This window comes from Actinoplanes campanulatus (genome assembly GCF_014647795.1).
Classification (GTDB): domain Bacteria; phylum Actinomycetota; class Actinomycetes; order Mycobacteriales; family Micromonosporaceae; genus Actinoplanes; species Actinoplanes campanulatus.
Genome location: NZ_BMPW01000017.1, coordinates 91,983 through 115,267, shown reverse-complemented (window position 1 = coordinate 115,267; position 23,285 = coordinate 91,983). Strand labels below are relative to the sequence as shown.

General features: G+C 72.2%; 27 protein-coding genes. 13 read left to right on the top strand and 14 right to left on the bottom strand.

Going from position 1 to position 23,285, the window contains the following annotated elements; genetic code table 11:
* Positions 1-62: 62 nt before the first annotated feature.
* The 4 genes from IEZ13_RS29740 to IEZ13_RS29725 form a co-directional block, all read right to left on the bottom strand.
* On the bottom strand, positions 63-479 hold the full coding sequence (locus IEZ13_RS29740; RefSeq protein ID WP_183224623.1) for a hypothetical protein: 417 nt from the start codon (positions 477-479) through the stop codon (positions 63-65).
* Positions 476-649 (bottom strand): hypothetical protein, encoded by a 174-nt coding sequence (locus tag IEZ13_RS29735; protein ID WP_183224622.1) that lies wholly within the window; start codon positions 647-649, stop codon positions 476-478. Before IEZ13_RS29735 ends, IEZ13_RS29740 begins: the two co-directional genes overlap by 4 nt.
* A 45-nt stretch (positions 650-694) precedes the next feature.
* Positions 695-1,366, bottom strand: coding sequence for a dienelactone hydrolase family protein (locus IEZ13_RS29730; RefSeq protein ID WP_183224621.1), 672 nt, complete (start codon positions 1,364-1,366; stop codon positions 695-697).
* Positions 1,367-1,492: 126 nt separating this feature from the next.
* Positions 1,493-1,963 (bottom strand): zinc ribbon domain-containing protein, encoded by a 471-nt coding sequence (locus IEZ13_RS29725; RefSeq protein WP_229795192.1) that lies wholly within the window; start codon positions 1,961-1,963, stop codon positions 1,493-1,495.
* A gap of 57 nt (positions 1,964-2,020) precedes the next feature.
* On the opposite strand from IEZ13_RS29725, the gene IEZ13_RS29720 reads away from it, so the two are divergent.
* Positions 2,021-3,166: a hypothetical protein gene (locus tag IEZ13_RS29720; RefSeq protein ID WP_183224619.1), complete on the top strand. Its 1,146-nt coding sequence runs from the start codon at positions 2,021-2,023 to the stop codon at positions 3,164-3,166.
* A gap of 142 nt (positions 3,167-3,308) precedes the next feature.
* Here IEZ13_RS29720 and IEZ13_RS29715 read toward each other — a convergent pair whose 3' ends face one another.
* Entirely contained in the window at positions 3,309-4,148 is an 840-nt protein-coding gene (locus tag IEZ13_RS29715; protein WP_229795190.1) for an RDD family protein, read from the bottom strand.
* A gap of 22 nt (positions 4,149-4,170) precedes the next feature.
* On the opposite strand from IEZ13_RS29715, the gene IEZ13_RS29710 reads away from it, so the two are divergent.
* Entirely contained in the window at positions 4,171-5,145 is a 975-nt protein-coding gene (locus IEZ13_RS29710) for a stage II sporulation protein M (RefSeq protein ID WP_183224618.1), read from the top strand.
* On the opposite strand, the gene IEZ13_RS29705 is transcribed toward IEZ13_RS29710, so the two are convergent.
* Genes IEZ13_RS29705 through IEZ13_RS29685 form a run of 5 tightly spaced genes read right to left on the bottom strand, consistent with a single transcriptional unit; the run spans position 5,112 to position 10,147 of the window.
* Positions 5,112-6,428 (bottom strand): DUF58 domain-containing protein, encoded by a 1,317-nt coding sequence (locus tag IEZ13_RS29705; protein ID WP_183224617.1) that lies wholly within the window; start codon positions 6,426-6,428, stop codon positions 5,112-5,114. The genes IEZ13_RS29710 and IEZ13_RS29705 overlap by 34 nt on opposite strands.
* Entirely contained in the window at positions 6,428-7,390 is a 963-nt protein-coding gene (locus IEZ13_RS29700) for an AAA family ATPase (RefSeq protein WP_183224616.1), read from the bottom strand. Before IEZ13_RS29700 ends, IEZ13_RS29705 begins: the two co-directional genes overlap by 1 nt.
* Complete coding sequence (locus tag IEZ13_RS29695; protein WP_183224615.1) at positions 7,387-8,706, bottom strand: DUF4350 domain-containing protein; 1,320 nt, start codon at positions 8,704-8,706, stop codon at positions 7,387-7,389. The genes IEZ13_RS29700 and IEZ13_RS29695 overlap by 4 nt, the downstream gene beginning before the upstream one ends.
* On the bottom strand, positions 8,703-9,299 hold the full coding sequence (locus tag IEZ13_RS29690; protein ID WP_183224614.1) for a DUF4129 domain-containing protein: 597 nt from the start codon (positions 9,297-9,299) through the stop codon (positions 8,703-8,705). Before IEZ13_RS29690 ends, IEZ13_RS29695 begins: the two co-directional genes overlap by 4 nt.
* Positions 9,296-10,147: a hypothetical protein gene (locus IEZ13_RS29685; RefSeq protein WP_183224613.1), complete on the bottom strand. Its 852-nt coding sequence runs from the start codon at positions 10,145-10,147 to the stop codon at positions 9,296-9,298. Before IEZ13_RS29685 ends, IEZ13_RS29690 begins: the two co-directional genes overlap by 4 nt.
* Positions 10,148-10,208: 61 nt before the next feature.
* On the opposite strand from IEZ13_RS29685, the gene IEZ13_RS29680 reads away from it, so the two are divergent.
* A complete protein-coding gene (locus tag IEZ13_RS29680) occupies positions 10,209-11,090 on the top strand; it encodes an LLM class flavin-dependent oxidoreductase (protein ID WP_183224612.1) in 882 nt (293 codons plus the stop codon).
* 221 nt (positions 11,091-11,311) lie between these two features.
* Here the strand turns inward: IEZ13_RS29680 and IEZ13_RS29675 are convergent, their stop codons facing one another.
* Positions 11,312-11,647 carry a hypothetical protein gene (locus tag IEZ13_RS29675; RefSeq protein ID WP_183224611.1) on the bottom strand — a complete coding sequence of 112 codons (336 nt, stop codon included), beginning with the start codon at positions 11,645-11,647 and terminating at the stop codon, positions 11,312-11,314.
* Positions 11,648-11,781: 134 nt separating this feature from the next.
* Here IEZ13_RS29675 and IEZ13_RS29670 point away from each other — a divergent pair, with 134 nt between their 5' ends.
* On the top strand, positions 11,782-13,185 hold the full coding sequence (locus IEZ13_RS29670) for a hypothetical protein (protein ID WP_183224610.1): 1,404 nt from the start codon (positions 11,782-11,784) through the stop codon (positions 13,183-13,185).
* On the opposite strand, the gene IEZ13_RS29665 is transcribed toward IEZ13_RS29670, so the two are convergent.
* Together IEZ13_RS29665 and IEZ13_RS29660 are read right to left on the bottom strand one after the other, a co-directional pair.
* Entirely contained in the window at positions 13,166-15,049 is a 1,884-nt protein-coding gene (locus IEZ13_RS29665) for an ATP-binding protein (RefSeq protein ID WP_183224609.1), read from the bottom strand. The two genes, IEZ13_RS29670 and IEZ13_RS29665, sit on opposite strands and share 20 nt — an antisense overlap.
* A gap of 218 nt (positions 15,050-15,267) precedes the next feature.
* Positions 15,268-16,860, bottom strand: a complete 1,593-nt coding sequence (locus IEZ13_RS29660; protein WP_183224608.1) for a methyl-accepting chemotaxis protein — start codon at positions 16,858-16,860, stop codon at positions 15,268-15,270.
* A gap of 79 nt (positions 16,861-16,939) precedes the next feature.
* Between IEZ13_RS29660 and IEZ13_RS29655 the strand changes: the two genes are divergently transcribed.
* From IEZ13_RS29655 to IEZ13_RS29625, 7 genes are all read left to right on the top strand, one after another.
* On the top strand, positions 16,940-17,311 hold the full coding sequence (locus tag IEZ13_RS29655; RefSeq protein WP_183224607.1) for a GntR family transcriptional regulator: 372 nt from the start codon (positions 16,940-16,942) through the stop codon (positions 17,309-17,311).
* Positions 17,308-18,171, top strand: a complete 864-nt coding sequence (locus IEZ13_RS29650) for an ATP-binding cassette domain-containing protein (protein ID WP_183224606.1) — start codon at positions 17,308-17,310, stop codon at positions 18,169-18,171. Before IEZ13_RS29655 ends, IEZ13_RS29650 begins: the two co-directional genes overlap by 4 nt.
* Position 18,172: 1 nt before the next feature.
* A complete protein-coding gene (locus IEZ13_RS29645) occupies positions 18,173-18,865 on the top strand; it encodes a hypothetical protein (protein WP_183224605.1) in 693 nt (230 codons plus the stop codon).
* On the top strand, positions 18,862-19,674 hold the full coding sequence (locus IEZ13_RS29640; protein ID WP_183224604.1) for a sugar nucleotide-binding protein: 813 nt from the start codon (positions 18,862-18,864) through the stop codon (positions 19,672-19,674). The genes IEZ13_RS29645 and IEZ13_RS29640 overlap by 4 nt, the downstream gene beginning before the upstream one ends.
* A 16-nt stretch (positions 19,675-19,690) precedes the next feature.
* The gene (locus IEZ13_RS29635; RefSeq protein ID WP_183224603.1) at positions 19,691-20,044 is read left to right on the top strand and encodes a DUF6204 family protein; all 354 of its coding nucleotides are present in this window, start codon (positions 19,691-19,693) and stop codon (positions 20,042-20,044) included.
* Between the two features lie 38 nt (positions 20,045-20,082).
* Positions 20,083-20,778 carry a Clp protease N-terminal domain-containing protein gene (locus tag IEZ13_RS29630; RefSeq protein ID WP_183224602.1) on the top strand — a complete coding sequence of 232 codons (696 nt, stop codon included), beginning with the start codon at positions 20,083-20,085 and terminating at the stop codon, positions 20,776-20,778.
* 133 nt (positions 20,779-20,911) lie between these two features.
* Positions 20,912-21,766, top strand: a complete 855-nt coding sequence (locus IEZ13_RS29625; protein WP_183224601.1) for a sigma-70 family RNA polymerase sigma factor — start codon at positions 20,912-20,914, stop codon at positions 21,764-21,766.
* Positions 21,767-21,825: 59 nt separating this feature from the next.
* Here the strand turns inward: IEZ13_RS29625 and IEZ13_RS29620 are convergent, their stop codons facing one another.
* Positions 21,826-22,329 carry a GNAT family N-acetyltransferase gene (locus tag IEZ13_RS29620; protein WP_183224600.1) on the bottom strand — a complete coding sequence of 168 codons (504 nt, stop codon included), beginning with the start codon at positions 22,327-22,329 and terminating at the stop codon, positions 21,826-21,828.
* 79 nt (positions 22,330-22,408) lie between these two features.
* On the opposite strand from IEZ13_RS29620, the gene IEZ13_RS29615 reads away from it, so the two are divergent.
* Both IEZ13_RS29615 and IEZ13_RS29610 read left to right on the top strand, forming a co-directional pair.
* Positions 22,409-22,837: a MarR family winged helix-turn-helix transcriptional regulator gene (locus IEZ13_RS29615; RefSeq protein WP_183224599.1), complete on the top strand. Its 429-nt coding sequence runs from the start codon at positions 22,409-22,411 to the stop codon at positions 22,835-22,837.
* Between the two features lie 12 nt (positions 22,838-22,849).
* Positions 22,850-23,269, top strand: a complete 420-nt coding sequence (locus IEZ13_RS29610; RefSeq protein ID WP_183224598.1) for an organic hydroperoxide resistance protein — start codon at positions 22,850-22,852, stop codon at positions 23,267-23,269.
* The last annotated feature ends 16 nt before the right edge of the window (positions 23,270-23,285 follow it).

The following is a 23,285-nucleotide window of genomic DNA, read 5'->3' as shown; positions in this document are numbered from 1 at the left end:
GCACGCGGAACGGCCCGGGAGGCCCTCGGTGAGGGTGGCGTCCCGGGCCGTTTTGCGTCTGTTCAGCTGAGTGGGTGGACTGCGACATCATGGCCGCCGTAAGCCTCCGGCACCGTCGTGACGATCGCCGCGCTCAGCATCTTCGCCTCGTAGAGCACCTGTGCGGTCATCAATGGGCCGATGAGTGGAGCCTGCACCGGGTGGTTCCGAAGGCGGGGCCCCGCAATGCGGCCTACTTCAATGGCGACAGGCGCGGACAGGTCGAGAATCCGCAGGGCCGGCACACTCAGCGCCCTCTCCCAGTGCTGGGATGGCGCATCGATCGCGGCTTGAGCTTCGGCAATCGCCAGGGTCGGCACGACGACGACCGGGCTTCCGGCGTTCGCGTCGTCGATCAGTCGCATCAGGGTCGAATGGCCTGAGAAGAGCTCGACCAGAGCGGACGCATCGAGGATGCGTGGGGTCCGCAACCCGGTCACGCCGCGCGGCGCTGACGGCGGGCGATGATGGCTCTCACCTGTGCGTCGACACGGTCCATGGCCTCCTGGTAGGCCCGTTCCTCCTCCTCGGTGAACGGCCTGGGCTCGGGAAGACCGAGCATTTCGGCGATGATCTGGCTGGGACGCCGTTGGGGCTCGTCGTCGGGCATGGCAGGAGCGTATCGAGACCTGCACTGACGGCACATGCCTGGAATTCACCCTTGCGGGTGGGTCAACAGGTGGCGGGTGAAGAAGGCGACCTGCGCGTCGAGTTCATGGTCCGGCAGCGGATCGGAATGGCCGCCAGGATGGGAATGCAGGGTCTTCTCGGCCGAGCCGAGGGCGTCGTACAGGGCCAGCGACCGTTCACGGGGGATCCGCTCGTCGTCCTCGGCGATCACGAACCGGACCGGGACGGTGATCTCTGCGGCCACCGCGGCGTTGGCGGAGCCGCCGGCCAGCCCGAGGACCGCGGCACGGACCCGAGGCTCAGCGGCCACGAACGGCACGCCCAGCCCGCAGCCCAGCGACACACCCCAGAAGCCCACCCGCTCGGCGCCGAGGTGGTCGAGCACGGCCCGCCATTCGCCGACGGTCTGCCGGGACACCAGGTGCTGGAAGGCGGCGATCGCCGAGGCCGGGTCGTCGCCGGCGAGCATCTCTCCGGCGGTCCGGTCCAGTTCGGGGTCGTACGGGCGGTCGCCGTGGTTGGGGACGTCGGCCGAGGCGACGGCGAAACCGGCGGCGGTGAACCGCTCGGCGTAACGGACGATCGCGGGGGCGGTCTTGTGTTCGCCGCCGCCGTGACCGATGAAGATCAGCGAGCCGGTGGGGGTCTGCGGGGCCCAGAGCACGGTGGGAACGTCATCGACGGTGAAACGTCGCATGCGGGATCCATGCCTTTCGGGATGCCTGGACGGGCGCTCCCTAAGCCGTCCCGGGCCGGGAGCCCCGATCTGTCACTGCGTTGATCGGTCTCACCTCCTCGGGTCGCATCGGCGATCGGCAACCTATCACGCGAGCGCGGCGCCGCAGATCGCGCACGTGTAGTCGTCGTCCTTGATCAGGTTGAGGTGCCCGCAGCTGGGACAGTGCCGGAAGACGAATTCGCTGGTGAACCCGCCCGGATGGGTCAGCCCGGCGGCGTCGAGGGCGGCCGCGACCGCGGGCCAGCAGGACGGGTCCGGGCAGTAGCCGGTGGACTGGTTGGTGACCTCGACGACCCGCCCGTCCGCCGCGAACCCGATCTCCCCGGCGGCGAGGACGTCGGCGCCGGCCGCGCAGGCCACGTGCTCACTGCGGCGCGGCGCCACCCGCAGCACGCCGTCGACGGTGACCACATAGGTAAACAGCGGATCCCGGTGGTCGGCGCCGGCGTACCAGGAAAGGAAGTCGGCGCCCGACCGGATCGCCCGGCCCGCGGGCTCGTGCCGGGCACGGGCCGCGATGTCCGGCGGCCCTACATATCGGTATCCCAGGGACATGGCGGCCATTCAAACAGCCGTGTGGACAGGGTTGCATCGGTGAATATCATCTGCGGGATGAGGGGCGACAGCGCGTGGGGGATGTTGACCGGGCTGATGGACGCGGCGGTCGCGGACATCGCGCGGATCGCCGCCGACGGGCGGCACTTCGACCGGCAGCAGATCGTCCAGCTTGCCGACATCTGGGACAACAACACGTCGAACGTGTTCGGGGTGGCCCGGACCCGGCCTCGCTGGCTGCGGGAACGGTCCGCCCGCAAGGCGTTGCGGTGGATGGCCGACCGGGGCGAGTCCCGGCGGGCGTGGATGATCTCCCACGGCGGCGAGCCGATGCGGCGCCTGCTCGCCGGGATCGGCCCGGATCCGCTGTACTTCCGTGACTATGCCGACCGGGTGGTGCCGTCGCGGCTGCCGCTGGCCGCCGCCGGGCTCGAGGCCGACTACGACCTGGACGCGGCGGTCGTGCGCGGCTTCGCTCTGGAGCGGCGGGGGCGCGAGGTGGGCGGTCACCTCACCCTTCTGACCCCGCGACGGTACGCCGACGGCGTCGCCGAGCTCACGGTGCACGTCGACGGGGTACGCGCGGCGCGGCTGACCAGCACGGACAGTGGCGGGCTGGGGATCGCGGGCGACGCTGAACTGCGGGTGGGCAAGGCCGGCCTGGTGCGCGCCGCCGCGGCGACGGTCGCCCTGGACGACCGGATGTGGCACCGGTCGCGGGCGGGGCGGACCGCGGATGCGCTGATTCCCCGGCGTGATCCGCGGAGCCGGCGGGCGCCGCTGGTGCTGCTGCCGGTGGGCGAGGCGGCGTGGGCGGCGGCCCGGCGTTTCCACGACGTGATGCTCCAGATTCGCCAGGTGCGTCATGCCGAGGGTGTCGGCCGGGTTCCGCTGGCCGGGCTGTGCGCGGCGATGTCCGGTGCCGGTTCCCGGGTGCGGGCCGCCGCCGATCTGCCCCGGGGGCGGCAGGAACAGGCCTACCGGGAGATGGCCGAGCGGTGGCGGGCCCCGGCCTGGGCCGGCGAGGGTGCCGGCGGCCTGCCGGGCGATGCGTGGCTGACGCTGGCGAGCTACCGCGCGGGCGAGGTCGTCACGAACTTCGCCCGGCCGCACGAGGACGGCTGGCGGGTCGGCGCGTCGGCGTGGACCGCGGCGGGCCGGTTCACCGCGTCCTGGGCGGACGAGCGCCTGACGATCGGCTGATCCGGGGCCGGCTCGTTCGCCGCGCCGGTGTCGGCGGAGCTGCCTCTTGCGCGGGGCAGAGCGCGTAGCCGTACAAGAAAGGGTTGAAAAGGAGGGCGACCGGCCGCGGAGTCGGCGCCGGAACGCCGAGGCTGCGAAGCGGTCAGCGGCGGCTGTTGGTGGGCAGCTGGCCGAAGCCGGGCAGGACGCGCTGGGTGACCGTGCGGGTGGCGGCGAGTTGCGCGGCGGAGCGGCGGCGGCGTTCGGCGAGGACGGCGACCAGGAACAGCCAGGGGGCGGTGCCGGGCGGCGGGTCCGGGGAGACCTTCTGCTTGACCTCGGCGAACAGGCTCTGGCCGAGGATCGCGCGATGCGGTTCGGCGAACTGGTGGGAGCGGGCGGCGAACTGGCGGACCGCTTCGGCGAGGGAGTCGTCGACGGCGGACAGGTCGGCGGTGGAGGCCCAGACGCTGAGGCCGGCCGGCATGCCGGGGACGATGTTCCACGGGACGGGGCGGCGTTCGTGCACGACCAGGGTGCCGGCGGCGAGGTCGCCGAGGCGGCGGCCGCGCCGGGAGGCGATCATCGTGCTGATGCTGCCGGCCCAGGTGACGTAGGGGATGAGCAGGCCGGGCCATTCGATGGACAGGCCGATCAGGGCGCGGGTGAAGGCGTGCCGGGCGCGGATCGGGCCGCCGTCCTCGCGGATGACGCGCAGGCCCATGGTGGCCTTGCCGAGGCTGCGGCCGTTGCTGATCGTCTCGGCGAAGGTGGGGTAGCCGACCGCGACGATCGCGATGACGATCCACCGGCCGGTCTCCGGCAGCAGCGTGTCCTCCGGCAGGAACTCGGTCACGATCAGCCAGAACGTCATCAGGACGCCGACCAGGATGGCCTGCACGATGATGTCGAACGTCAGGGCGATGGCGCGGGATCCGAGCCGGGCGGGCCGCACGTCGATCTCGACGGCTTCGGCGGTGGTGAGCACCCGCACAGTCAACACGATCGACGTTTAAGGTGCGAGGGTGGATCTGGATGCGTACGTGGCCGAGCACGGCGGTGAGTGGCGCCGGCTCGAGGTGCTGGTCACCCAGCGGAGGCTGAACCCGGCCGAAGCCGACGAACTGGTGCTTCTGTATCAGCGGGCGGCCACCCATTTGTCGATCGTGCGCAGCCGTACGCCGGACGCCGTGGTGCTGGCCGACCTGTCGCGTCTGGTGCTCGCCGGCCGGGCCGCGATCAGCCGGCGGCAGCGGCTCTCGTGGCGGCCGGTCGCCGGCTTCCTGACGACGCGGTTCCCGGCGGCGCTGTACCGCACCCGGTGGTGGTGGATCACCGTGACAATGATCATGATGACGTCCGGGTGGGCGCTGATCAGCTACGTGTCGCAGCGGCCGGACCTGATCGCCACCTACTTCGGGCAGCGGCCGGACGAGGCGGCGCTCGTCGACAACTTCGTCACCTACTACAGCGAGTACCGGGCGGAGACGTTCTTCTCCGCGGTGTGGGTCAACAACGCCATGCTGACCGCCCAGTGCCTGGCGTCGGGGGTGCTGATCCTGCCGGTGTTCTACCTGCTGGCCAGCAACCTGATCGCGATCGGCATGATGGGCGCCGCGATGGTGGAGGCCGGCGCCGGCGACATCTACCTGGTCTACATCGCACCGCACGGGTTCCTGGAGTTGACCAGCGTGTTCATCGGCGCGGCGGTGGGCTTGCGGATCGGCTGGTCGTGGATCGCGCCGGGGCCGCTGCTGAGCCGCCGCCAGTCGCTGGTGCGCTGGGCGAAGGAGGGCATGATCGTCGCGGTGGGGCTGGTCGGGGTGCTGCTGGTCGCCGGGATCCTGGAGGCGTACGTGACCCCGTCGCCGCTGCCGCCCATGGTGCGGGTCGGCATCGGCGCCGGGCTGTGGGTGCTGTTCCTGGTGTACGCGCTGGTCCGGGGCCGGGCGGCCCACCTGGAGGGTCAGAGCCGCCCGGACGCCTTGAGCAGCAGGTAGACGTCGGCGACGCGGGCGGCGAAGTCGCCCGCGTCGGCGTCGACGACGGTCGCCCCGGAGTGGGCGAGCACGTCGCGGACCCGGTCGCGTTCGGCGAGCACCCGGTGCGCGGCCGCGGCCTGGTGCACGTCGGTGGCGCCGGCGTCGGCGGGCAGTTCGGCGAGCCGGGTGACGATCGGGTCGCGGACGCCCGCCACGATCACCTTGTGGCGGGTGGCGAGCTTGGGCAGGATCGGCAGCAGCCCGGCGATCATCGGCGCGGTGTCCAGCGCCGTGAAGATCACCAGCAGCGCGCGTTTGCGGTCGCGGCGCAGCATCTCCTGGCCGAGCAGGGTGAAGTCGGTCTCGGCGAGTTCCGGGTGCAGCGACGCCATGCCGTTGATGAGCCGGCCGAGTTTGGAGCGGTGGCCGCCGCCCTCGACGCGGGCACGGACGGCCGAGTCCAGTGCGAGCAGGTCGACCCGGTCGTCGGCGCGGGTGGCCAGCACGCTGAGCAGCAGGGCGGCGTCGATGCAGGCGTCCAGGCGGGGCGCGTCGCCGATACGGACGGCGCTGGTACGCCCGGTGTCCAGCACGCAGAACACCCGCCGGTCGCGTTCCGGCCGCCAGGTGCGCACCACCACGTCGTGGGCGCGGGCGCTGGCCCGCCAGTCGATGGACCGGACATCGTCGCCGATCACGTACTCGCGCAGGTTGTCGAACTCGGTGCCGTGGCCGCGGCCGCGGGTGACCGCCGACCCGTCGACCACACGCAGCCGGGCCAGTTTCTCCGGCAGGATCCGCCGGGACGGGAAACGCGGCAGCACCCGCAGCGTCCACGGCGGCGTCGACTTGTCGTTGAAGGCCTGGCGGCGCTGCCGGTAGGCGAGCCCGAGGGGCCCCGACGAGCGCAGCGTGACCCGGACCGCGGGCCGGTCGCCGTGCCGGGTCGGGGTCAGGACGGTGGCCACCGTCTTCGCCGCGCCCGGGGTGAGGGTGAGCCGGTGGTACAGCGGACCGGCCCCGGCCGACGGCACCCAGCTGTCGCGCAGCCGCAGCCGGACCGTACGGCCACCCGCGTTGGCGACGGCCAGCGTGACCGTGGCGGATCCGCCCAGCCACACCGTCCGCTCGCCGGCGCGGTCCAGGCGGATCCCGGTCAGCGGCCCGGCCGCGGCCGCGTCGAGCAGGGCCAGCAGCAGCGCGAACCCGAAGACCGCGCCGAGGGCGAGCCACGGCTGGGGCAGCAGGATCGGCGCGGGCAGGCCGAGGGCGAGCAGCAGCGCGAAGCGCCTGGTGACCATCAGCGGGGCGCCGGGACCGCGGCCAGGACGGTGGCGAGCACACCTTCGACGGTGGCGCCGTCGAGTTCGGCGTCGGCGCGCAGCCGGACCCGGTGCCGCAGGGTGGGTACGGCGAACGCCTTCACGTCGTCGGGGACGACGTAGTCGCGGCCGTTGAGCCAGGCGTTCGCCTTCGACACCGCGAGCAGGGCGGTCGCGCCACGCGGGGAGGCGCCGAGTTCCAGGGCCGGGGCGGTACGGGTGGCCCGGCACAGGTCGACGATGTAGGCGATCACCGGGTCGGCGACGGCGACGCGCTGGACGGCGTACCGGCCGGAGATCAGGTCGGCGGGCCCGGCCACCGGCTGCAGTCCGACCGATTTCAGGTCCCGCGGGTCGAAGCCGTGGTGGTGGGCGCGCAGGATGTTGAGCTCCTCGTCGCGCTGCGGCAGCGGCACCGACAGTTTCAGCAGGAACCGGTCGAGCTGGGCCTCGGGCAGCGGGTAGGTGCCCTCGTACTCGATCGGGTTCTGGGTGGCGGCGACCAGGAACGGCTGCGGCAGTGGCCGCGGGCTGCCGTCGATGGTGACCTGCCGCTCCTCCATCGCCTCCAGCAGCGCGGCCTGGGTTTTCGGCGGCGTCCGGTTGATCTCGTCGGCGAGCAGCAGGTTGGTGAAGACCGGCCCGGCCCGGAAGTTGAACGCGGCACTGTGCGCGTCGTAGATCAGTGAGCCGGTGACGTCGCCGGGCATCAGGTCGGGGGTGAACTGGACCCGCTTGGTGTCCAGGTCCAGCGCGGTCGACAGGGCCCGGATCAGCAGCGTCTTCGCGACACCGGGTACGCCTTCGAGCAGCACGTGGCCGCCGCACAGCAGCGCCACCAGGACCCCGTTGACCACCGCGTCCTGGCCGACGACGGCTTTGCCGACCTCGGCGCGCAGCCGGCTCAGCGCCTCGCGCGCGTGCGGGGAATCGGTTGTCACGAGGGGTCTCCTTCTTCGGTGTGGGTTCCGGTCACGTCGCGGACCAGGCCTTGCAGCAGGGTGGCGGCCTCGACCAGGTCGCTGTTGGACTCCGGCGGATCGCGGTCGAGGATGTCGCGGACGTACCGGACCGGCAGGCCGGCGGCGTGGGCGATCTGTTCGGTGTCGGCGTCCGGAGGCAGGTTGAGGTGGGTGGTGAGCCGGCGCCGGGCGGCGTCGCGCAGCACCAGCATCGACTCGTCGCGGGCGCGGGCGACCGCGTAGAGGCGGGCGTGGCCGAGCATCGTCTCGTTCGCCGGGACCTGCGACGGCAGCGGTTCGGTGACCGGGGCGCCGAGGCGGCGGGCGGCCGCGACGGCCAGCGCGATCAGGATCAGCACGAGCAGCAGCAGGGTGGCCCAGAACGTGGCGGGCAGCGAGTTGAGGAACGGGTCGTCGCGCAGCGGGCTGCCGCCCCCGGCGTTGCTCTCGCCCTCGCCTTCCCCGTCGGTTTCGCCTTCTTCGGCCTGGCCCTGGCCGTCGCCCTGGCCCGGCTCGCCGTAGCCGCCGTCACCGTCGCCGTAGTAGTCCTCGTCGTAGTACTCGTCGGTGGAGTTCGGGTCCGGCGTGTACTCGAAGGTCGGCCGGGTCGGCGGCGGTGTCGTCGGGGTGATGTCCGGCTCGTGCACGTCCAGCCACACCACCCGGGTGTCGCGCGACAGCAGCCCGACGGCGAGCTGGGCGTTGCCGTGCTCGGCGATCCGGTCGTCGCGGAACGGGTCCGGGGAGCCGGTCACCGTCACGAACAGGCCGTTGTGGCTGAACGACACCAGCCCGCCCGCGTAGCAGGTGGTGCCGACGTCGGCCTGGTACTCGGTGCGCAGCACGGCGGCCGGGCCGGCGGCGGTGGCGACCTGGTCGGCGCAGCCGGGATCGGTGACCGTGCTGGTCCAGTGGCTGCCCTCGACCGTGACCGGCCAGTCGATGCGGCGCAGCGTCAGCTCGGACGGGGCGACCGCGACGATGTTCGTGCCGCGCGGCAGTTTCCGCAGCTCGGGCAGGTCGGCCAGGTCGGGGGTGGAGAGGAACAGGGTGGCCCGGCCGGCCCTGGTGACGGCGGTGACCGCGTCCTCGGTGGTGGTGGCGCGCTCGACGGTGACGCCCTCGGCGACCAGGCGTTCGGCCAGGGTGCCGCCGCTGATCTCCTGGACGTGCACCGGCGTCAGGTACTCGGGGTCGTCGGGGTCGGGCTGTTCGACGGCGTGCACGATCAGGGTGCCGGTGACCGCGGCGGTCAGCAGCCCGAACGGGATGGCGACCCGCATCCAGCGTTTCATCGGTCGGCTCCCGGTCCGGGTTGCAGGGCGGCGCGCACCTCGGCGGTCATCTCCCGCATCTTCTCGTCCTCGCCGCGGCCGGCCGGGCGGCGGCCGTACCAGATCTCGGAGAACAGGCCGGTGGCGCCGGTCAGCGGGGGGCTCAGCCGCGGGCGGCCGGTGCTCGCGGCGGTGGTCAGTTCGGCGGCGGTGGTGCCGGGTTCGGGGTCGATCACGCCGGCGCGGGTGAGGTCGGCGACGGTGTCGCGCAGGCGTTCGCGGATGGCTTCGGCGTAGCGGCCCTCGGCGGCCAGTTGGTCAGCCACGGACTGCCGTACCAAAGCCGGGGTTTTTGGATCTTTATGCTTTTTTTCCGCTTTCAGGCGGCGAGGAGCGGGTTCCTTCTTCTTCCCGTGTTTCGCCTTCTTCTTGCGGCTCCAACGCTTCCAGCTCGGCTTCTTCCAGGTGAATCGGGGGAATCGCCACGACGTCCACGCCGGATACCAATACCAGAGCGCCGCGATCAACCCGGTCACCGCGAGCAGGATCAACAGCATCAGACCGGGCGAGATCACCTCGAACACCCGGCCCAGGAACTCGTCGTACCCTCTCATCGCTTGGCCACCACCAGCGCCGCCGTCCCGTCCTCGCCGCGGCTGCGGGCCCGGCCCACCGCGATGTCCAGCCCTTCGGTACGAATCCTCGTCTCCGCCACCAGCACCGCGTCCAGGCAGGCCAGCGCCGCGTAGGCGAGAGTGTTGGCGAACGCCCACGCGGCCGGGACCGCCCACACCATCCACGTCTGCGAACCCGGGATCGTGCCCAGCATCTCGGCGGCCGCCGTCCAGCCGGTGCCCAGCGCGAACCGGATCGCCAGCCACACGCCGTAGCCGAGCAGCCGCAGTCCGCCGGCGCGCATGCCGGCCCGGGTCGACAGTGCCGCCGACCGGCCGACGGCGATCATCGGGTTGCGGGCCCGCTCGAACGTGAGCACGGCCGGGGCCAGCCCGAACAGCACCCAGATCAGGATCAGCCCGAGGAAGCCGCCGAACGCGGCCGCGTACGCCACGCCGCCCAGCACGAGCGCGAGCGGGATCGCCGCCAGCGGCCGGTAGCGGCGCCAGACCTCCCGATGCGACACCGACCGGCCGAGCAGCGCCGGGCCGGCGGCGGCGCCCGCGTACGCGCCGAGCAGCGCGATCACGAACGCCTCCGCCGCGAACCCGGCGGAAATCATCATCCACCAGGGCAGGGACGGGTCGTCCGGCCAGTAGATCGGCGGGTCCAGATCCAGCATCGCCCGCCAGACGAACAGCACCGCCTGCTCGATGATCGCCAGGGGTGCGGCCACAGCGAGCAGCGGCAGTGCCCGCTGCCGAAGCAGCGCCACCGCAGCGTCCAGGGTCTCGCCCCCGGTCATCGCCCGCATGGGAACGATCGCCGTCTCCCCGTTCGCCCGCATGGCGGGCATCCTAGGTGAACCGCGCCGCCACCCGTTCGGGTGGTCTGGCAAGGTTTCGATCATGCGACTCTCGATCTGGCCCAGCGCGTCCCAGCCGTACACCGGCATCCTGGAAGTGGCCCGGCACGCGGCCGACACCGGCTGGGACGGCGTCTACATCGCCGACCACTTCATGCCGAACCTGCCGATCGAACAGCGCCCCGACAAGCCGATGCTGGAGGCCGGTTCGCTGGCCGCCGCCCTGGGCGCGGCGATCCCGCGGGTGCGCATCGGCACGCTCGTCTACGGCAACACCTACCGGCATCCGGCGGTCCTGGCGAACATGGCCGCCACCGTCGACCACATCACCGGCGGCCGGTTCGTCTTCGGTGTCGGCGCCGGCTGGCAGGTCAACGAACACCACCAGTACGGCATCGAGCTGCCCCCGGTGAAGCAGCTGCTGGACCGTTTCGTCGAGGCGCTGCAGGTGTGGCACGGCCTGCTGCGTACCCCGACCACCGACTTCACCGGCGAGTACTACCAGCTCACCGGCGCGGTCTGCGAACCCAAGCCGGTCCAGGACCCGTTGCCCATCCTGATCGGCGCCAAGGGCGAGAAACGCATGCTCAAGGTCGTCGCCGAATACGCCGACCTGTGGAACACGTGGGGCCTGCCGGACACGATCGCCCACAAGTCGCGGGTCCTCGACGAGCACTGCGCCACCGTCGGCCGCGACCCTCGCGCGATCGGCCGGACCGCGCAGGCGCTGGTCGTCGTCGACGGCCCGCTGCCGCAGAACCTGCCGGTCCCGGTCTACGGCGGCTCCGCCTCCGAGATCGCCCGCACCGTCGAGGCCTACCGCGCGATCGGCCTCGACGAGCTGATCATCCCGGACGGCCTGCTCGGCACGGGCGCCGAGCGGCTCAAGGCCCTCGACACCATCCAGGCCGTCGTGCGTTCCTGAGGTTGTTCTCGGTCGCCCTGGGCGGGTGGGTGCGCACGGTGGCGGTGTCGTGGTGGCCTACGTGGCTTATGGCAGTGGTGGCCGCACACGCAACGGCCTCCGTGACTCACCCCGGTTCGGCCCGGCGCCAGCCGCCGCGAAACTCCACCCCCGCGATCCCGTCGATCAGCCGGCCGGGTTCGATCAGGCCGGCCAGCGCCCGGCCCAGGTCCCGGCGCTGATCAGCGTCGGCCGGTCCAGGTGGAGAGCCACGTCGTCAGGGCGGGTGGGTCGGACAGGTGGAAGTCGCCGTGCGGGTTCCAGCGGATCCAGTCCGGGGACAGCAGGCCCAGGGTGACCAGGGGGCGGCCGTCGACGTCGTGGAGTTCGAGCCACAGGTCGGGCCACTGCATCCAGGCCATCACGTCCGCGCGCGGGTCGACGCGCAGGGCCTCGACCAGCGGGGTCACGGCCTCGTAGCGGGTCAGGTCGGCCAGCGGGGTGGAGGGATCGGTCAGGATCCGGACGCGGCCGGTGTGGCGGATCAGGTGGGCGAGGTCGGCTGCGGTCGGGAGCATTCGATCATGTTGGCAGGCCCGGACCACCGATTCGCGCCGACGGGCGCGCTGCGGCCCCGGGTGGCAGATGCTCGCGGGTCTGGTCCGGGCAGAGCGCGTAGCCCGTACCGGAAAGGGTCTGTTTAGATCGGCGGGTGACGATCAAACGCCGGGTGCGCCGCGCCTATCGGGCCGGTACGCGCCTGGATCTGGCCGGCCGGACCGTGGATGCGGCGTTCCTGGCCGGGCTGCTGCGGGAGCCCGGCCGCCTGGATCTGGCCGGTGCGCGGATCACCGGGGCCCTGGACCTGACCGGCGCGCGGATCGAGGCGCCGGTCCATTTGCGGCGGTGCGTGTTCGAGCGGGAGCTGCGCCTGGATCACGCCGAGCTGCTGTCGGTGAACCTGGACGAGTGTGCGCTGCCCGGGATCGAGGCCGACGGGCTGCGGGTGGCGGGTGACTTCGCGGGCCGGGACATGACCGTCGGTGGCGACATCTGGATGCTGCCGGCCCGTATCGACGGGACCGTGGAGCTGGACCGCAGTGTCGTGCAGGGTTCGATATACCTCCAGCGGGCCGAGGTCGGCGGCGGCGTGATCATCCGGGACGCGACGGTGGGCAAGGGTCTGCGGCTGGCCGGTTCCCGGGTCGGCGGGAACGTGGATCTGACCAGGTCGAAGTGCGGTGCGGCGGCGGACACCGGGGCGGCCGTCAACGCTGGCGGGATGGTGGTCGGGGGTGGGTTCTTCAGCCACGATCTGGTCGCCGACGGGGAGGTCAACCTGATCGGCACGCGGGTGGCCGGCAGCATCACGTTGCAGCGGGCGGTGCTGCGCGGCCGCGAGGGCCGGCATGCCCTGCTGCTGATCGAGACGCAGGCGCGGATGCTTACGTTGCGGCCGGCGCCGGAGTCGGCCGGGACGATCAGTCTGCGTGACGCCCGGGTGGGGCGGCTGGTCGACGACCCGGTGAACTGGCCCGCGGGCTGCCGGGTCGAGCTGGACGGGCTCACCTACGAGCGGCTGACCCGCCGTTCGGAGGATGTGGACGGGTGGACGGCCGGCCAGCGTCTGGACTGGATGGCGCGGTTCACGACGGGGGCGGCGCTGGGGCCGTACGACCAGTTGGCGGCGGCGTTGCGGCGCGACGGCCGGGAGCAGGAGGCCCGGCAGGTGCTGGTGGTGCGCGAGCGGCTGCGGCACCGGGCGAAGGGCCGGCTGGGCGCCCTGTGGGGTGCGGTGCAGAACGTGACGATCGGGTTCGGTTACCGGCCGGGCCGCGCGCTGTTGTGGCTGCTGGCGGTGGTGGCGGCGAGTACCGGCTGGTTCGCCTGGTCGGGTCCGTTGCGGGCGGTGAAGCCGGACGAGTCGCCGACCTGGGATCCGTTCCTGTACAGCGTGGATGTGCTGGTGCCGCTGGTGGATCTGGGTCATGACAAGGCGTGGGATCCGGTCGGCGCGGACAAGGCGGTGACGCTGGCGGTGATGGCGGCCGGCTGGATCCTGGCGACGACGGTGGTGGCCGGTGCGGGCCGGGCGATCAACCGCGGGGGGCAGTAGAGGACGCCCAGGCGGCGATGGCGGCCCGGTTGGCCAGGCCGAGTTTCGCGCCGATGTTGCGGATGTGGGTGTCGACGGTACGGGCGCTGATCCGTAGCCGTGCCCCGATCCGGGCGCTGGTGAGGCCTTCGGCGACCAGGCCGGCGATCTCCTGTTCGCGGGTGGTGAGGCCGCCGCCGGGTGGGGCGGACGCGCGGCGGGAGACGGGTTCGCCGAGCGCGATGCGGATGGCGTGGTCGTGGCCCTGGACGCCGGCGGCCGTCTCGGCGGCGGTGGCGTCGGCGCCGAGCAGTGTCTGGATGCGGTCACGGGCCTGGGTGCGGGCGTCGTCGAGGTGCCGGATGCCGGTCAGGTCGACGCCGAGGTCGCGGTGCCGGGCGGTGGCGGCGCCGAGCAGCCAGGCGGCTCGTCCGGCCTCGTCGGTGTCGTCGCAGCGGGCCGCGATGATCCAGGCGGCGAGTTCGATGCTCCACGCCTGGCCCCACCGGTCGTCGAAGGACCGTTGCCGGTCGAGGCACGTCGTGAGCAGCCCGTCGGCGGTGTCGTGGTCGCCGGCGCGGTGGCGGGTCAGGGCGGTGGCCCACAGCGCCCAGGTGAGGGCTATCGGGGAGCCGGCCGTCTCGGCTCGGTGCAGGCAGTCGGCGGCGAGGGCAGGCGCGTTCGGGTCGCCGGTGAAGGCGGCGCCGATCGCGGCGATCAGTGGGCCGGTGTGCCGGTCGGCGCTGAGGATGTCCCAGGCGTCGGCGGGCGGGACGACGCCGGGGAACCCGAACACGAACGGGGCGCGGGTGCGGATGAGGTCCCGGGTCAGGGTGGGGGTGCCGTCGTGCTCGGCGGCGGCGAGGATGTCGGGCAGTTCGTCGCGGACGGTCGTCAGCACGTCCAGTTCCTGCGGCCCGAACCAGCCGTCGGCGGCATCGGCCAGGAATGCGCGGTAGTGGTCGCGGTGCCGGTCGCGGGCGGCGCCGGCGGCGTCGCCGAGTTGTTCGAGGCCGTAGGCGCGCAGGGTGCGCAGCATGGTGAACCGGGCCGGGTGGGTGTCGGTGGCCGCGGTCAGCACCGATTTGTCGACCAGCCCGTCGAGGTCGCCGGGTGCGGCGGCCGCGGTGAACGGGGCGGCGAACACCGCGCAGGTGGTCCACAGTTGCCGTTCCTGCGGTGTGCACTGGCGGTAGCTGAGGTCGACGGCGGTGCGCAGGCCGGGCAGGAGCGTGAACCGGTCGGCGGCGCGTTCGGTGAGTTCGGTCAGTGACATGGTGCGGGCGCGGGCGGCGGCGAGTTTGATCGCCAGTGGTAGTCCGTCGAGTTCGGTGCAGAGTCGTTCGACGGCGGCCCGGTCGGTCAGCGCGGTCGCGGCGACGCCCCCGGCTTCGGCGAGTTCGAGGAACAACCGGACCGCGTCCGGCGGACCCAGCGGGGGTACGGGCAGCGCGTACTCGCCGTCGATGCCGAGCCGCCGGCGTCCGGTGGCCAGGATCCGCAGTCCGGGTGCGGCGCGCAGCAGGGCGGTGGTGGCGTCGGCGGCGCCGGGGATCCGGTCGCTGGAGTCCAGGATGAGGACGGTGGGCAGCCCGGCGAGGTGGGCGAAGATCTCGTCGGGGTGGGCGGTGTCGTGGTCGGGGATGCCGAGGGCGGCCGCGAGGTGTGCCCACAGTGGTGTGCCGGTGGCCAGGTCGGCGTAGCGGACGCGGCCGAGGCGGACGGCGGCGCGCAGGGCCAGGCGGCTCTTGCCGACGCCGGCGGGACCGGTCAGGGTGAGCAGCCGGGTTCGGCGCAGTCGCTCGGTCACGGCGGCGAGCAGGTCGTCGCGGCCGACGAACGGGCTCAGATCGAGCGGCAGTTCGCCGCTGTGGTCCCCGATCATCGGCGCACCATACCGGCTACTACGTAGACGCGGTGGCACCCCCTAGGCGATTGGCCGGATGCGACAGTCATCATGATCAAGCAATATTGCGTCAGCTCGCCGCGGCCGGTGCCGCCGGTCGCCCCCTTGAGTACCTCGGGCCGTCCGGTACCGGCCGCGGCGCCGTAAGCGCAAGCGGGGGCTTTCCGAAAGGAAAGCCCCCGCGTCACCAGGCGGTGTCAGAACCGGAACTTCGCCACCAGCGTGCGCAGTTCCCCGGTGACCTGCCCGAGTTCCTGTACCGCCTGGTCGGACTGGTTGACCAGGTTGGTGGTGTTGTGGGCGACCGACGCCACGTTGCCGATGTTGGCGGCGATCTGGCTGGAACCGCCGGCCGCCTCGGAGACGCTGCGGTTGATCTCGTTGGTGGTGGCGGTCTGCTCCTCCACCGCGGACGCGATCGTGGTCTGGTACTCGTTGATCTGCTCGATCACTTCGGCGACCTCGCTGATCGCGGTGACCGCGCCGGCGGTGTCGGCCTGGATGGCCTGGACCCGGCGGGCGATGTCCTCGGTGGCCCGGGCGGTCTCCTGGGCGAGGTCCTTGACCTCGCCGGCGACGACCGCGAAGCCCTTGCCGGACTCGCCGGCCCGGGCCGCCTCGATGGTGGCGTTGAGGGCCAGCAGGTTGGTCTGCTCGGCGATGCTGGTGATCGTCTTGACGACGTCGCCGATCTCCCGGCTGGAGGCGCCCAGCCGCGACACCGAGGCGGTGGTGGTCTGCACCGCGGTGACGGCACGGGAGGCGACGATGGCGGCCTCGTTGGCGCTGGTGGAGATCTCCCGGATGGAGGCGCCCATCTCCTCGGAGCCGGCGGCCACGGTGTGCACGTTGCGTGACACCTCGTCGGCGGAGGCGGCGACGATGTCGGCCTGCGTCGACGATTCCCGGGCGCCGTCGGCGAGCTGTTCGGACAGCCGGCCCATGCGCTCGTTGGTGCTGGTCAGGGTGTCGGTGCCGTGGGAGAGGCCGCGCATGGCCGCGCTGATGGACTCCAGGGCGGTGTTCATCGACCGGCTCATCTGGCCGACCTCGTCGGCGGACGGGTTGTCGAGGCGCTGGGTGAGGTCGCCGTCGGCGACCGCGGCGAGCACGTCGACGGCCTGGCCGAGCGGGCGGGTGATGCTGCGGGTGACCCACCAGGCGATCGCGGTGGCGACGCCGATGGCGGCGGCCAGCAGCAGGATCATCAGCGTCCGGAACTCGTCGCCGATGTCGCGGGCGGTGGCGGTCTCCTGCTGGTTCATCGACTCCTCCAGGTCGATGAACACGTTGATCACGCGGAGCCATTCGGTGAAGGCGGGCTTGGCCTCGGCGTTGAGCAGGGCGACGGCCGCGGTGGTGCGGCCGGCCTCGCGCAGCTCGGTGACCTCGTCGATGAGGGGGAGGGTCTGCGCCTGGACCTCGTTGATCCCGTCGAGGGCTTCCTTCTCGGCGGGGCTGACCATCGACTCGTCGGCGAAGATGCCGTTCATCTTCGTCTCGGACTCGGCGTATGTGGCGGCCAGTTCCTCGATCTCGGCCTTTTCGCTGGCCACATCGCCGGAACCGGTGGCGTGGACGAGGTCGCGCAGCGCGATCGCACGGTCGTGCACGCTTCCCCGGAAGTTGATGGCGTATCGCTGTTTGACGGCGTTCTGGTCGTTGATGACGGTGAGCTTGTCGTTGATCTTGTTGACCTGCACGACGCCGGTCACCACCAGCGCGACCATGGCGAAAACGACGACGGAGAATCCGACTCCGAGTCGCCTTCCGATGGTCAAGTTCTTCATGAACCTTTCCATCGGCATGGACCGGTCGGACTTTAAGTTCTAGGGTTCATTAGTGAAGTAATCAACCGAAGGGGCTGAGATGTTCGACGATCGCAGCCCCATCTATCGGCAGATCGCCGACCAGATCAAGGACGATGTGCTGCGCGGGGTGCTCGCCGACGACCAGCAGGTGATGTCCACCACCCAGTACGCGGCCTACTACCGCATCAACCCGGCCACCGCCGCGAAGGCGTTCCAGCAGCTCGTCGACGAGGGCGTCATCTACAAGCGGCGCGGCGTCGGCATGTTCGTCAGCGCCGGCGCCCAGCGGCGGCTGCGTGACCGGCGGCGTGAGCGCTTCTTCGGCGAGGTGCTCGAGCCGATGATCGCCGAGGCGGGCACGCTGGGCATCCCGGTCGCCGACATCGTGGCCCGCATCCACCAGCTCACCTCCCCGGGAGACGGCCGATGATCACCACCACCGACCTGTGCGTCCGCTACGGCGAGACCACCGCCCTGGACGCCCTCGACCTGGACCTGCCCGCCGGGCGCATCTACGGCCTGCTGGGCCGCAACGGCGCCGGCAAGACCACCCTGCTGTCCACCCTCGCCGGGTTCCGCAAACCCGGTTCCGGCCGGGTGCTGCTGGACGGCGAGCCGGTCTTCGAGAACCCGCGCGCCACCTCCCGGATCTGCCTGATCCGCGAGGAGGGCGGCCTCGGCGACGGCATCGACCGGCTCGGCGACATCCTCGACATGGCCCGGGCACTGCGCAAAACCCATGATCAGGGGTACGCGGCCGCGCTGCTCGACCGCTTCGGCCTGTCCCGCCGCCAGACGCTCGGCAGCCTGTCACGCGGGCAGCGGTCGGCCTTCGGCATCGTCGTCGGCCTGGCCTCGCGTGCTCCGCTGACCATGTTCGACGAGGCCCATCTGGGCATGGACGCGCCCGGCCGGCGGATCTTCGCCGACGAGCTGCTGGCCGACTACGTGGCCCATCCCCGCACGTTCGTGCTGTCCACCCATCTGATCGAGGAGCAGAGCCCGCTGTTCGAGCAGGTGCTGATCCTGCACCGGGGCCGGCTGCTGCTGCGTGAGGACGTCGACGACCTGCGCACCCGCGGGGTGGCGGTGACCGGCCCGGCGACGCTGGTCGACGACTTCGTCACCGGCCTGACCGTGCTCGGCGAGCGCAGCCTGGGCCCGACCAAGGAGGTCACCGTCTACGGCGCGCTGGCCGAACAGGACCGCCAGGCGGCCCGCCTGCACGGTCTGCAACTGGGCCCGGTGGCCGTCCAGGACCTGTTCATCCACCTGACCGGAGGTGTCTAGCGTGAACCGCTGGCCGATCCTGCGTTATCTGCTGTCCAGTCACACCGTCGTGCTGGTGGGCTTCCTGCTCGGCGTCTACCTGCTGGTCGCCGTGATCGTGGCGGTGGCCGCGATGTTCACCGAGGTCACCGTGTCCGGGGTGGACATCGCCGGCCAGGTGCTGCCGTGGCTGGCCGCCGGCTACGGCTACAGTGCCGCCGCCCTGCTGTCCACGGTGCTGACCCACGGCCGGACCCGCCGGGAGTTCCTGGCGCAGCACCCGGTCTTCCTGCTCGTGACGGCGGGCCTGCTCGCGGTCGTGGCCACCGGCGCGTACGCGGTGGAGGCGGTGGTCTACCGCGCGGCCGGCTGGACCCGCACCTTCCAGGATCAGCGGGTGTTCGAGGCCGGCGATTACCCGCTGATCCTGCTGGCGTATGTGAGCATGCTGGCGGTCTGGATGATGACCGGCGCGCTGCTCGGCGGCGCCTTCTACCGGGACGAGGGCGGCGGCCTGCTGGCGCTGCTGCCGGCCGCGGTGCTGCTGAGCGTCAGCGGGGGAGCCAACGGTTTCCTCAGCCTGCCGTTCACCCGCTGGGGGCTGACCAGCGCGCCCGAGGTCGCCGTGGTCACGGTCGTGGCGGTGGCCGCCGGCTGGGCGCTGCTGTGGGCGGCGCTGCGCGACGTGCCGCTGCGGACCCGGGTGGCGTCGTGACCCGGCGGCTGCTGGTCACCGGCGCCACCGGTTCGCTGGGCCGGCGGGTCATGGCCCGCGCGGCGGCCGCCGGCTTCGACGCGGTCGGCGCCTCGCCGACGGCATCGGTGCGCCTGGACATCCGGGATCTCGCCGACGTACGGCGGGTGGTGGCCGAGGTGCGCCCCGACGCGATCGTGCACACCGCGGCCGGCCGGGACCGCGACGACTGGCCGGCCACCGCCGACGGCGCCGCCCACGTGGCGCTGGCCGCCGCCGGGATCCGGCTGGTGCACGTGTCCAGTGACGCGATCTTCTCCGGCCGCCAGGGGGAGTACGACGAGGACGCGCTGCCCGACCCGGTGTACGCGTACGGGGCGGCCAAGGCGGCGGCCGAGACCGCGGTGCGTGCCGTCGACCCGACAGCGGCGATCGTCCGTACCTCGATCATCATGGGTGACGGGCGCGGCGCCCACGAGATCCTGACCCACGACCTGATCGCGGGCCGGGTGGCGGGCGCCCTGTTCACCGACGAGATCCGTAAGCCGGTGCACGTCGACGATCTGGCCGACGCGCTGCTGGAGTTGGCCGCCGGCGACTACGCCGGGGTGCTCAACGTGGCCGGCGCCGACGCGATCAGCCGCTACGACCTGGGGGTGCTGGTGGCGCGGCGCGACGGCCTGGATCCGGCCGCGATCCCGGCGGCCCGGATCGCCGATGTGGGCCTGCAACGGCCGGCCGACCTGCGGCTGGTCACCGACCGGGCGGCGAAACTGCTGAGCGTGCGGCTGCGCGGGGCCCGGGAATTCGTTCGAGCGGCGCCCCGGTGAGGCCGATACTGGCGCGATGAGCACCAGCCGCACGATCCGCGTCACCGTTCGCGGATCCTTCGACAACCTGTCCGACGCCCAGAAGGGCGAGCTGATCGCCGCCGGTGACCGGCACGCCGACATCCTCGCCGTGGAGTACACCGAGGACGGCCATCTCACCTACGACCTGGCCGCGCGGCCGTTCTTCTGCTTCCGGTTCGCCGAGCAGGTCGACGACGAGCGGGAGATCCCGAAGGTGACGCAGCGGGCCGAGGCCAAGGCCGCGGCGTGGATGACCGAGCGTGGGTACGGCTTCAAGCGGATCACCTCGCAGACCGTCGACATGTCGGAGATCCCGCTCGGCAAACGCGGCCGCCAGCGTCAACTTTGAGTTGACGGTCGTCATGTCGTCAACCTAAGGTTGACGGCATGACGACCGTACGCCTCGACGACCTGATCACCGCGATCAACACCAACCATCCCGACCCGCTCGACCGCCTCGCCGGCGCCGTCGTGCTCGGCGACCACCTCGGTGAGCTGGCCGACCACCTGATCGGCCACTTCGTCGACCAGGCCCGCCGCTCCGGCGCCTCCTGGACCGACATCGGCCGCAGCCTCGGCGTCAGCAAGCAGGCCGCCCAGAAACGGTTCGTGCCGCCCAAGGACGGCCCCGACCCGTCCGCCGGCTTCCACCGCTACACCGACCCCGCCCGCGCCGCGGTGGTCGCCTCGATGGCCCACGCCGCCCGGCTGCGCCACCCCGAGATCACCCCCGGGCACCTGGTCCTCGGCCTGCTCGACCAGCCGTACTCGCTGGCCGTGGAGGCCGTCACCGCCCAGGGCCGCAGCCTCGACGAGGTCCGCGCCGCGGTCACCCCGCCACCCGGCGACGCCGAGCCGCGGCCGCTGATCCCGTTCGACACCCGCGCCCGCAAGGCACTCGAGCTGACCTTCCGCGAGGCCCTGCGGCTGGGCCACGACCGCGTCGGCACCGGCCACATGCTGCTCGCCCTGCTCGAGGAGCAGGAACCCGAGGGCGGCCCCCTCGACCTGTTCAAGGCCGCCGTCGAGGAGGTCGTGATCGCCGGCCCCGAGGAGCCGTCGGGAGGAACCGCCGACCGCTGACAGCGGCGTGATCCCCGACTTGAGAAGAAAAAACGGGTGCACCCGAGCGGCAACCGAGAGTGCCCGCAAGCTGCACCCGTAGCAACGAAAAGTTCTCCCTGTCAGCCGGTCAGCCGACACAGGGGGAACAGCAATGACCAGCACCGCCCAGCCGAAGTCCGTCACCCGCGACCAGGAACAGCTCATCCGCGACAACATGGCGCTGGTCGGTCACATGGTCCGCGAGATGCTGTTCAAGGTGCCGCCGCACGTGCACCGCGACGATCTCGCCTCAGCCGGTTACGCCGCGCTGGTCACCGCCGCCCAGGCGTACGACGCCGAGCGCGGCATCCCGTTCGGCCGGTTCGCCGCGGTCCGCGTCCGTGGCGCCCTGCTCGACGAGCTGCGCAGCATGGACTGGGCCAGCCGGTCGGTACGGGCCCGGGCCCGTCGCGCCGACGTGGCCCGCGAGGAGCTGACCCGGCAGCTGGGCCGCACCCCGACGCCGGAGGAGCTGGCCGAGCTGCTCGGTGTCGCGGTCGGCGAGCTGTCCAGCGTCGACGACGACGTGCAGCGGGCCGCCGTGCTGTCGTTGCAGGGCTTCACCGCGGGCGCGGACGACATGGTCACCGAGACCGCGATGAACCCGGAGGAGCTGCTGCTGCACCGGGAGCGGCTGGGCTACCTGCACGACGCGGTCGCGGTCCTGCCGGAGCGTCTGCGGCGCGTGGTGGAGGCGACGTTCCTGCAGGAGCGGCCGCTGTCGGAGGTCGCCGCCGACCTGGGGGTGACCGAGTCGCGGGTGTCGCAGCTGCGCACCGAGGCGCTGGCGCTGCTGCGCGACGGCCTGACCCGGCACATGGAGCAGAAGGACGCCCCGGCCGGCAAGGACGGCTGCGCGGCGCGGCGCCGGGCCGGCTACGTCGCGCAGATCGCCGCACGCAGCACGTTGAGCAGCCGGCTGTCGGCCACCGACGTGCACGGGCAGCGCCTGGCCGCTGCCGCGTGAGCAGGATCCACCCGCCGGGGCCGCCGCACTGATCAGGTGCGGGCGGCCCCGGCGGCGCTTCAGGCCGCCGGGCGCAGCCAGACGTCTTCGAGACCGTCCTCCGGGTCCCACTGCTCACCGACCTTGCGGAAGCCGAATCCGGCGATCACCGCCCGGGAGCCGACGTTGTCCGGCCGGATGCTGGCCCGGACCGCGGTGACCCGCGGGTCCTCGTCGGCGCGGGCCAGCAGCGCGGCGAGCATGGCCTTGGCGTGCCCGCGCCGGCGGTGGGCCGGATCGACCGAGTACGCGACCTCGACCACGCCCTCGCCGTCGGGTGGCCCGTGGAACCCGCCGTGCCCGACGACGATCCCCTCGGGTTCGGCGACGGCGGCGCGGGCGATCCAGTCGGCGGCCTCCGGATCACGGCCGATGTCGTCGAGACGTATCTCCCAGAGCCAGCTCTCCTCGACGAGGTAGTGGCTCAGCGGGTGACCGGCCGCCGTGCTGGCGGCGTCGAGGTCTCCGGCCACCAGTGCGGTCAGCACGGTGGGGGAGAGCTTGAGGAAGCGGATGGACGACATGGCCGCATGATCACACACGGTGGTGATCAGCGGCACCATTCAGTTGTGCACAACTAAGTTGGGCACTACTGTTCCTGGCATGCGTGAGAGCACCGCCCTGGACCAGATGATCTGCTTCCAGCTCTACGCGGCCAGCCGCGCCATGACCTCCCTCTACCGCCCCCACCTCGACCCCCACGGCCTCACCTACCCCCAATACCTCGTCCTGCGCGTGCTCTGGCACGACGGCCCCACCACCGTGCGTGACCTCGGCCGCACCCTGCGCCTGGACAGCGGCACCCTCTCACCACTGCTCAAACGCCTCGAAACCCAGGGCCACATCCGCCGCGAACGCGGCACCCACGACGAACGCACCGTCGTCATCCACCCCACCGACACCGGCCTCGCCCTCCAGGAAGCCGTCGGCGACCTCACCCAGCAACTCGTCTGCGCCACCGGGCTCACCCTCGACGAGCTCACCCAACTGCACCACCTGCTCAGCCGCGCCCGCGGCCGGGCCACCCCTTGAGAAAGGCGAACAATGACCGCCCTCTACACCGCCTCCGCCACCGCGACCGGCGACGGCCGCAGCGGCCACGTCCGCTCCAGCGACGGCGTCCTCGACCTCGACCTCGCCATCCCGAAGGAACTCGGCGGCCCCGGCGGCCAGCTCACCAACCCCGAGCAGCTCTTCGCCGCCGGCTACGCCGCCTGCTTCCACAGCGCCCTCAAGCGCGTCGCCGCCACCCAGAAGATCACCCTCACCGACACCGCCATCACCGTCGACGCCGGCATCGGCCCCCTGCCCACCGGCGGCTTCGGCCTCACCGTCGCCATCGAAGCCGAACTCCCCGGCCTCGACGAGCCCACCGCCAAGGCCGTCCTCGACGCCGCCCACCAGCTCTGCCCCTACTCCAACGCCACCCGCGGCAACATCGACGTCCAGATCACCCTGGCCTGACCGCCGCCGACAATGC

Excerpts from the sequence above, each read along its gene's own strand:
- IEZ13_RS29690 (WP_183224614.1), bottom strand. The coding sequence starts at position 9,299 with ATGAGAGGGTACGACGAGTTCCTGGGCCGGGTGTTCGAGGTGATCTCG.
- IEZ13_RS29620 (WP_183224600.1), bottom strand. The coding sequence starts at position 22,329 with ATGTCGTCCATCCGCTTCCTCAAGCTCTCCCCCACCGTGCTGACCGCA.
- IEZ13_RS29660 (WP_183224608.1), bottom strand. The coding sequence starts at position 16,860 with ATGAAGAACTTGACCATCGGAAGGCGACTCGGAGTCGGATTCTCCGTC.
- IEZ13_RS29720 (WP_183224619.1), top strand. The coding sequence starts at position 2,021 with ATGAGGGGCGACAGCGCGTGGGGGATGTTGACCGGGCTGATGGACGCG.
- IEZ13_RS29725 (WP_229795192.1), bottom strand. The coding sequence starts at position 1,963 with ATGTCCCTGGGATACCGATATGTAGGGCCGCCGGACATCGCGGCCCGT.
- IEZ13_RS29685 (WP_183224613.1), bottom strand. The coding sequence starts at position 10,147 with ATGCGGGCGAACGGGGAGACGGCGATCGTTCCCATGCGGGCGATGACC.
- IEZ13_RS29665 (WP_183224609.1), bottom strand. The coding sequence starts at position 15,049 with ATGATCGGGGACCACAGCGGCGAACTGCCGCTCGATCTGAGCCCGTTC.
- IEZ13_RS29655 (WP_183224607.1), top strand. The coding sequence starts at position 16,940 with ATGTTCGACGATCGCAGCCCCATCTATCGGCAGATCGCCGACCAGATC.
- IEZ13_RS29730 (WP_183224621.1), bottom strand. The coding sequence starts at position 1,366 with ATGCGACGTTTCACCGTCGATGACGTTCCCACCGTGCTCTGGGCCCCG.
- IEZ13_RS29650 (WP_183224606.1), top strand. The coding sequence starts at position 17,308 with ATGATCACCACCACCGACCTGTGCGTCCGCTACGGCGAGACCACCGCC.
- IEZ13_RS29630 (WP_183224602.1), top strand. The coding sequence starts at position 20,083 with ATGACGACCGTACGCCTCGACGACCTGATCACCGCGATCAACACCAAC.
- IEZ13_RS29675 (WP_183224611.1), bottom strand. The coding sequence starts at position 11,647 with ATGCTCCCGACCGCAGCCGACCTCGCCCACCTGATCCGCCACACCGGC.
- IEZ13_RS29735 (WP_183224622.1), bottom strand. The coding sequence starts at position 649 with ATGCCCGACGACGAGCCCCAACGGCGTCCCAGCCAGATCATCGCCGAA.
- IEZ13_RS29680 (WP_183224612.1), top strand. The coding sequence starts at position 10,209 with ATGCGACTCTCGATCTGGCCCAGCGCGTCCCAGCCGTACACCGGCATC.
- IEZ13_RS29695 (WP_183224615.1), bottom strand. The coding sequence starts at position 8,706 with ATGAAACGCTGGATGCGGGTCGCCATCCCGTTCGGGCTGCTGACCGCC.
- IEZ13_RS29705 (WP_183224617.1), bottom strand. The coding sequence starts at position 6,428 with ATGGTCACCAGGCGCTTCGCGCTGCTGCTCGCCCTCGGCCTGCCCGCG.
- IEZ13_RS29635 (WP_183224603.1), top strand. The coding sequence starts at position 19,691 with ATGAGCACCAGCCGCACGATCCGCGTCACCGTTCGCGGATCCTTCGAC.
- IEZ13_RS29610 (WP_183224598.1), top strand. The coding sequence starts at position 22,850 with ATGACCGCCCTCTACACCGCCTCCGCCACCGCGACCGGCGACGGCCGC.
- IEZ13_RS29625 (WP_183224601.1), top strand. The coding sequence starts at position 20,912 with ATGACCAGCACCGCCCAGCCGAAGTCCGTCACCCGCGACCAGGAACAG.
- IEZ13_RS29615 (WP_183224599.1), top strand. The coding sequence starts at position 22,409 with ATGCGTGAGAGCACCGCCCTGGACCAGATGATCTGCTTCCAGCTCTAC.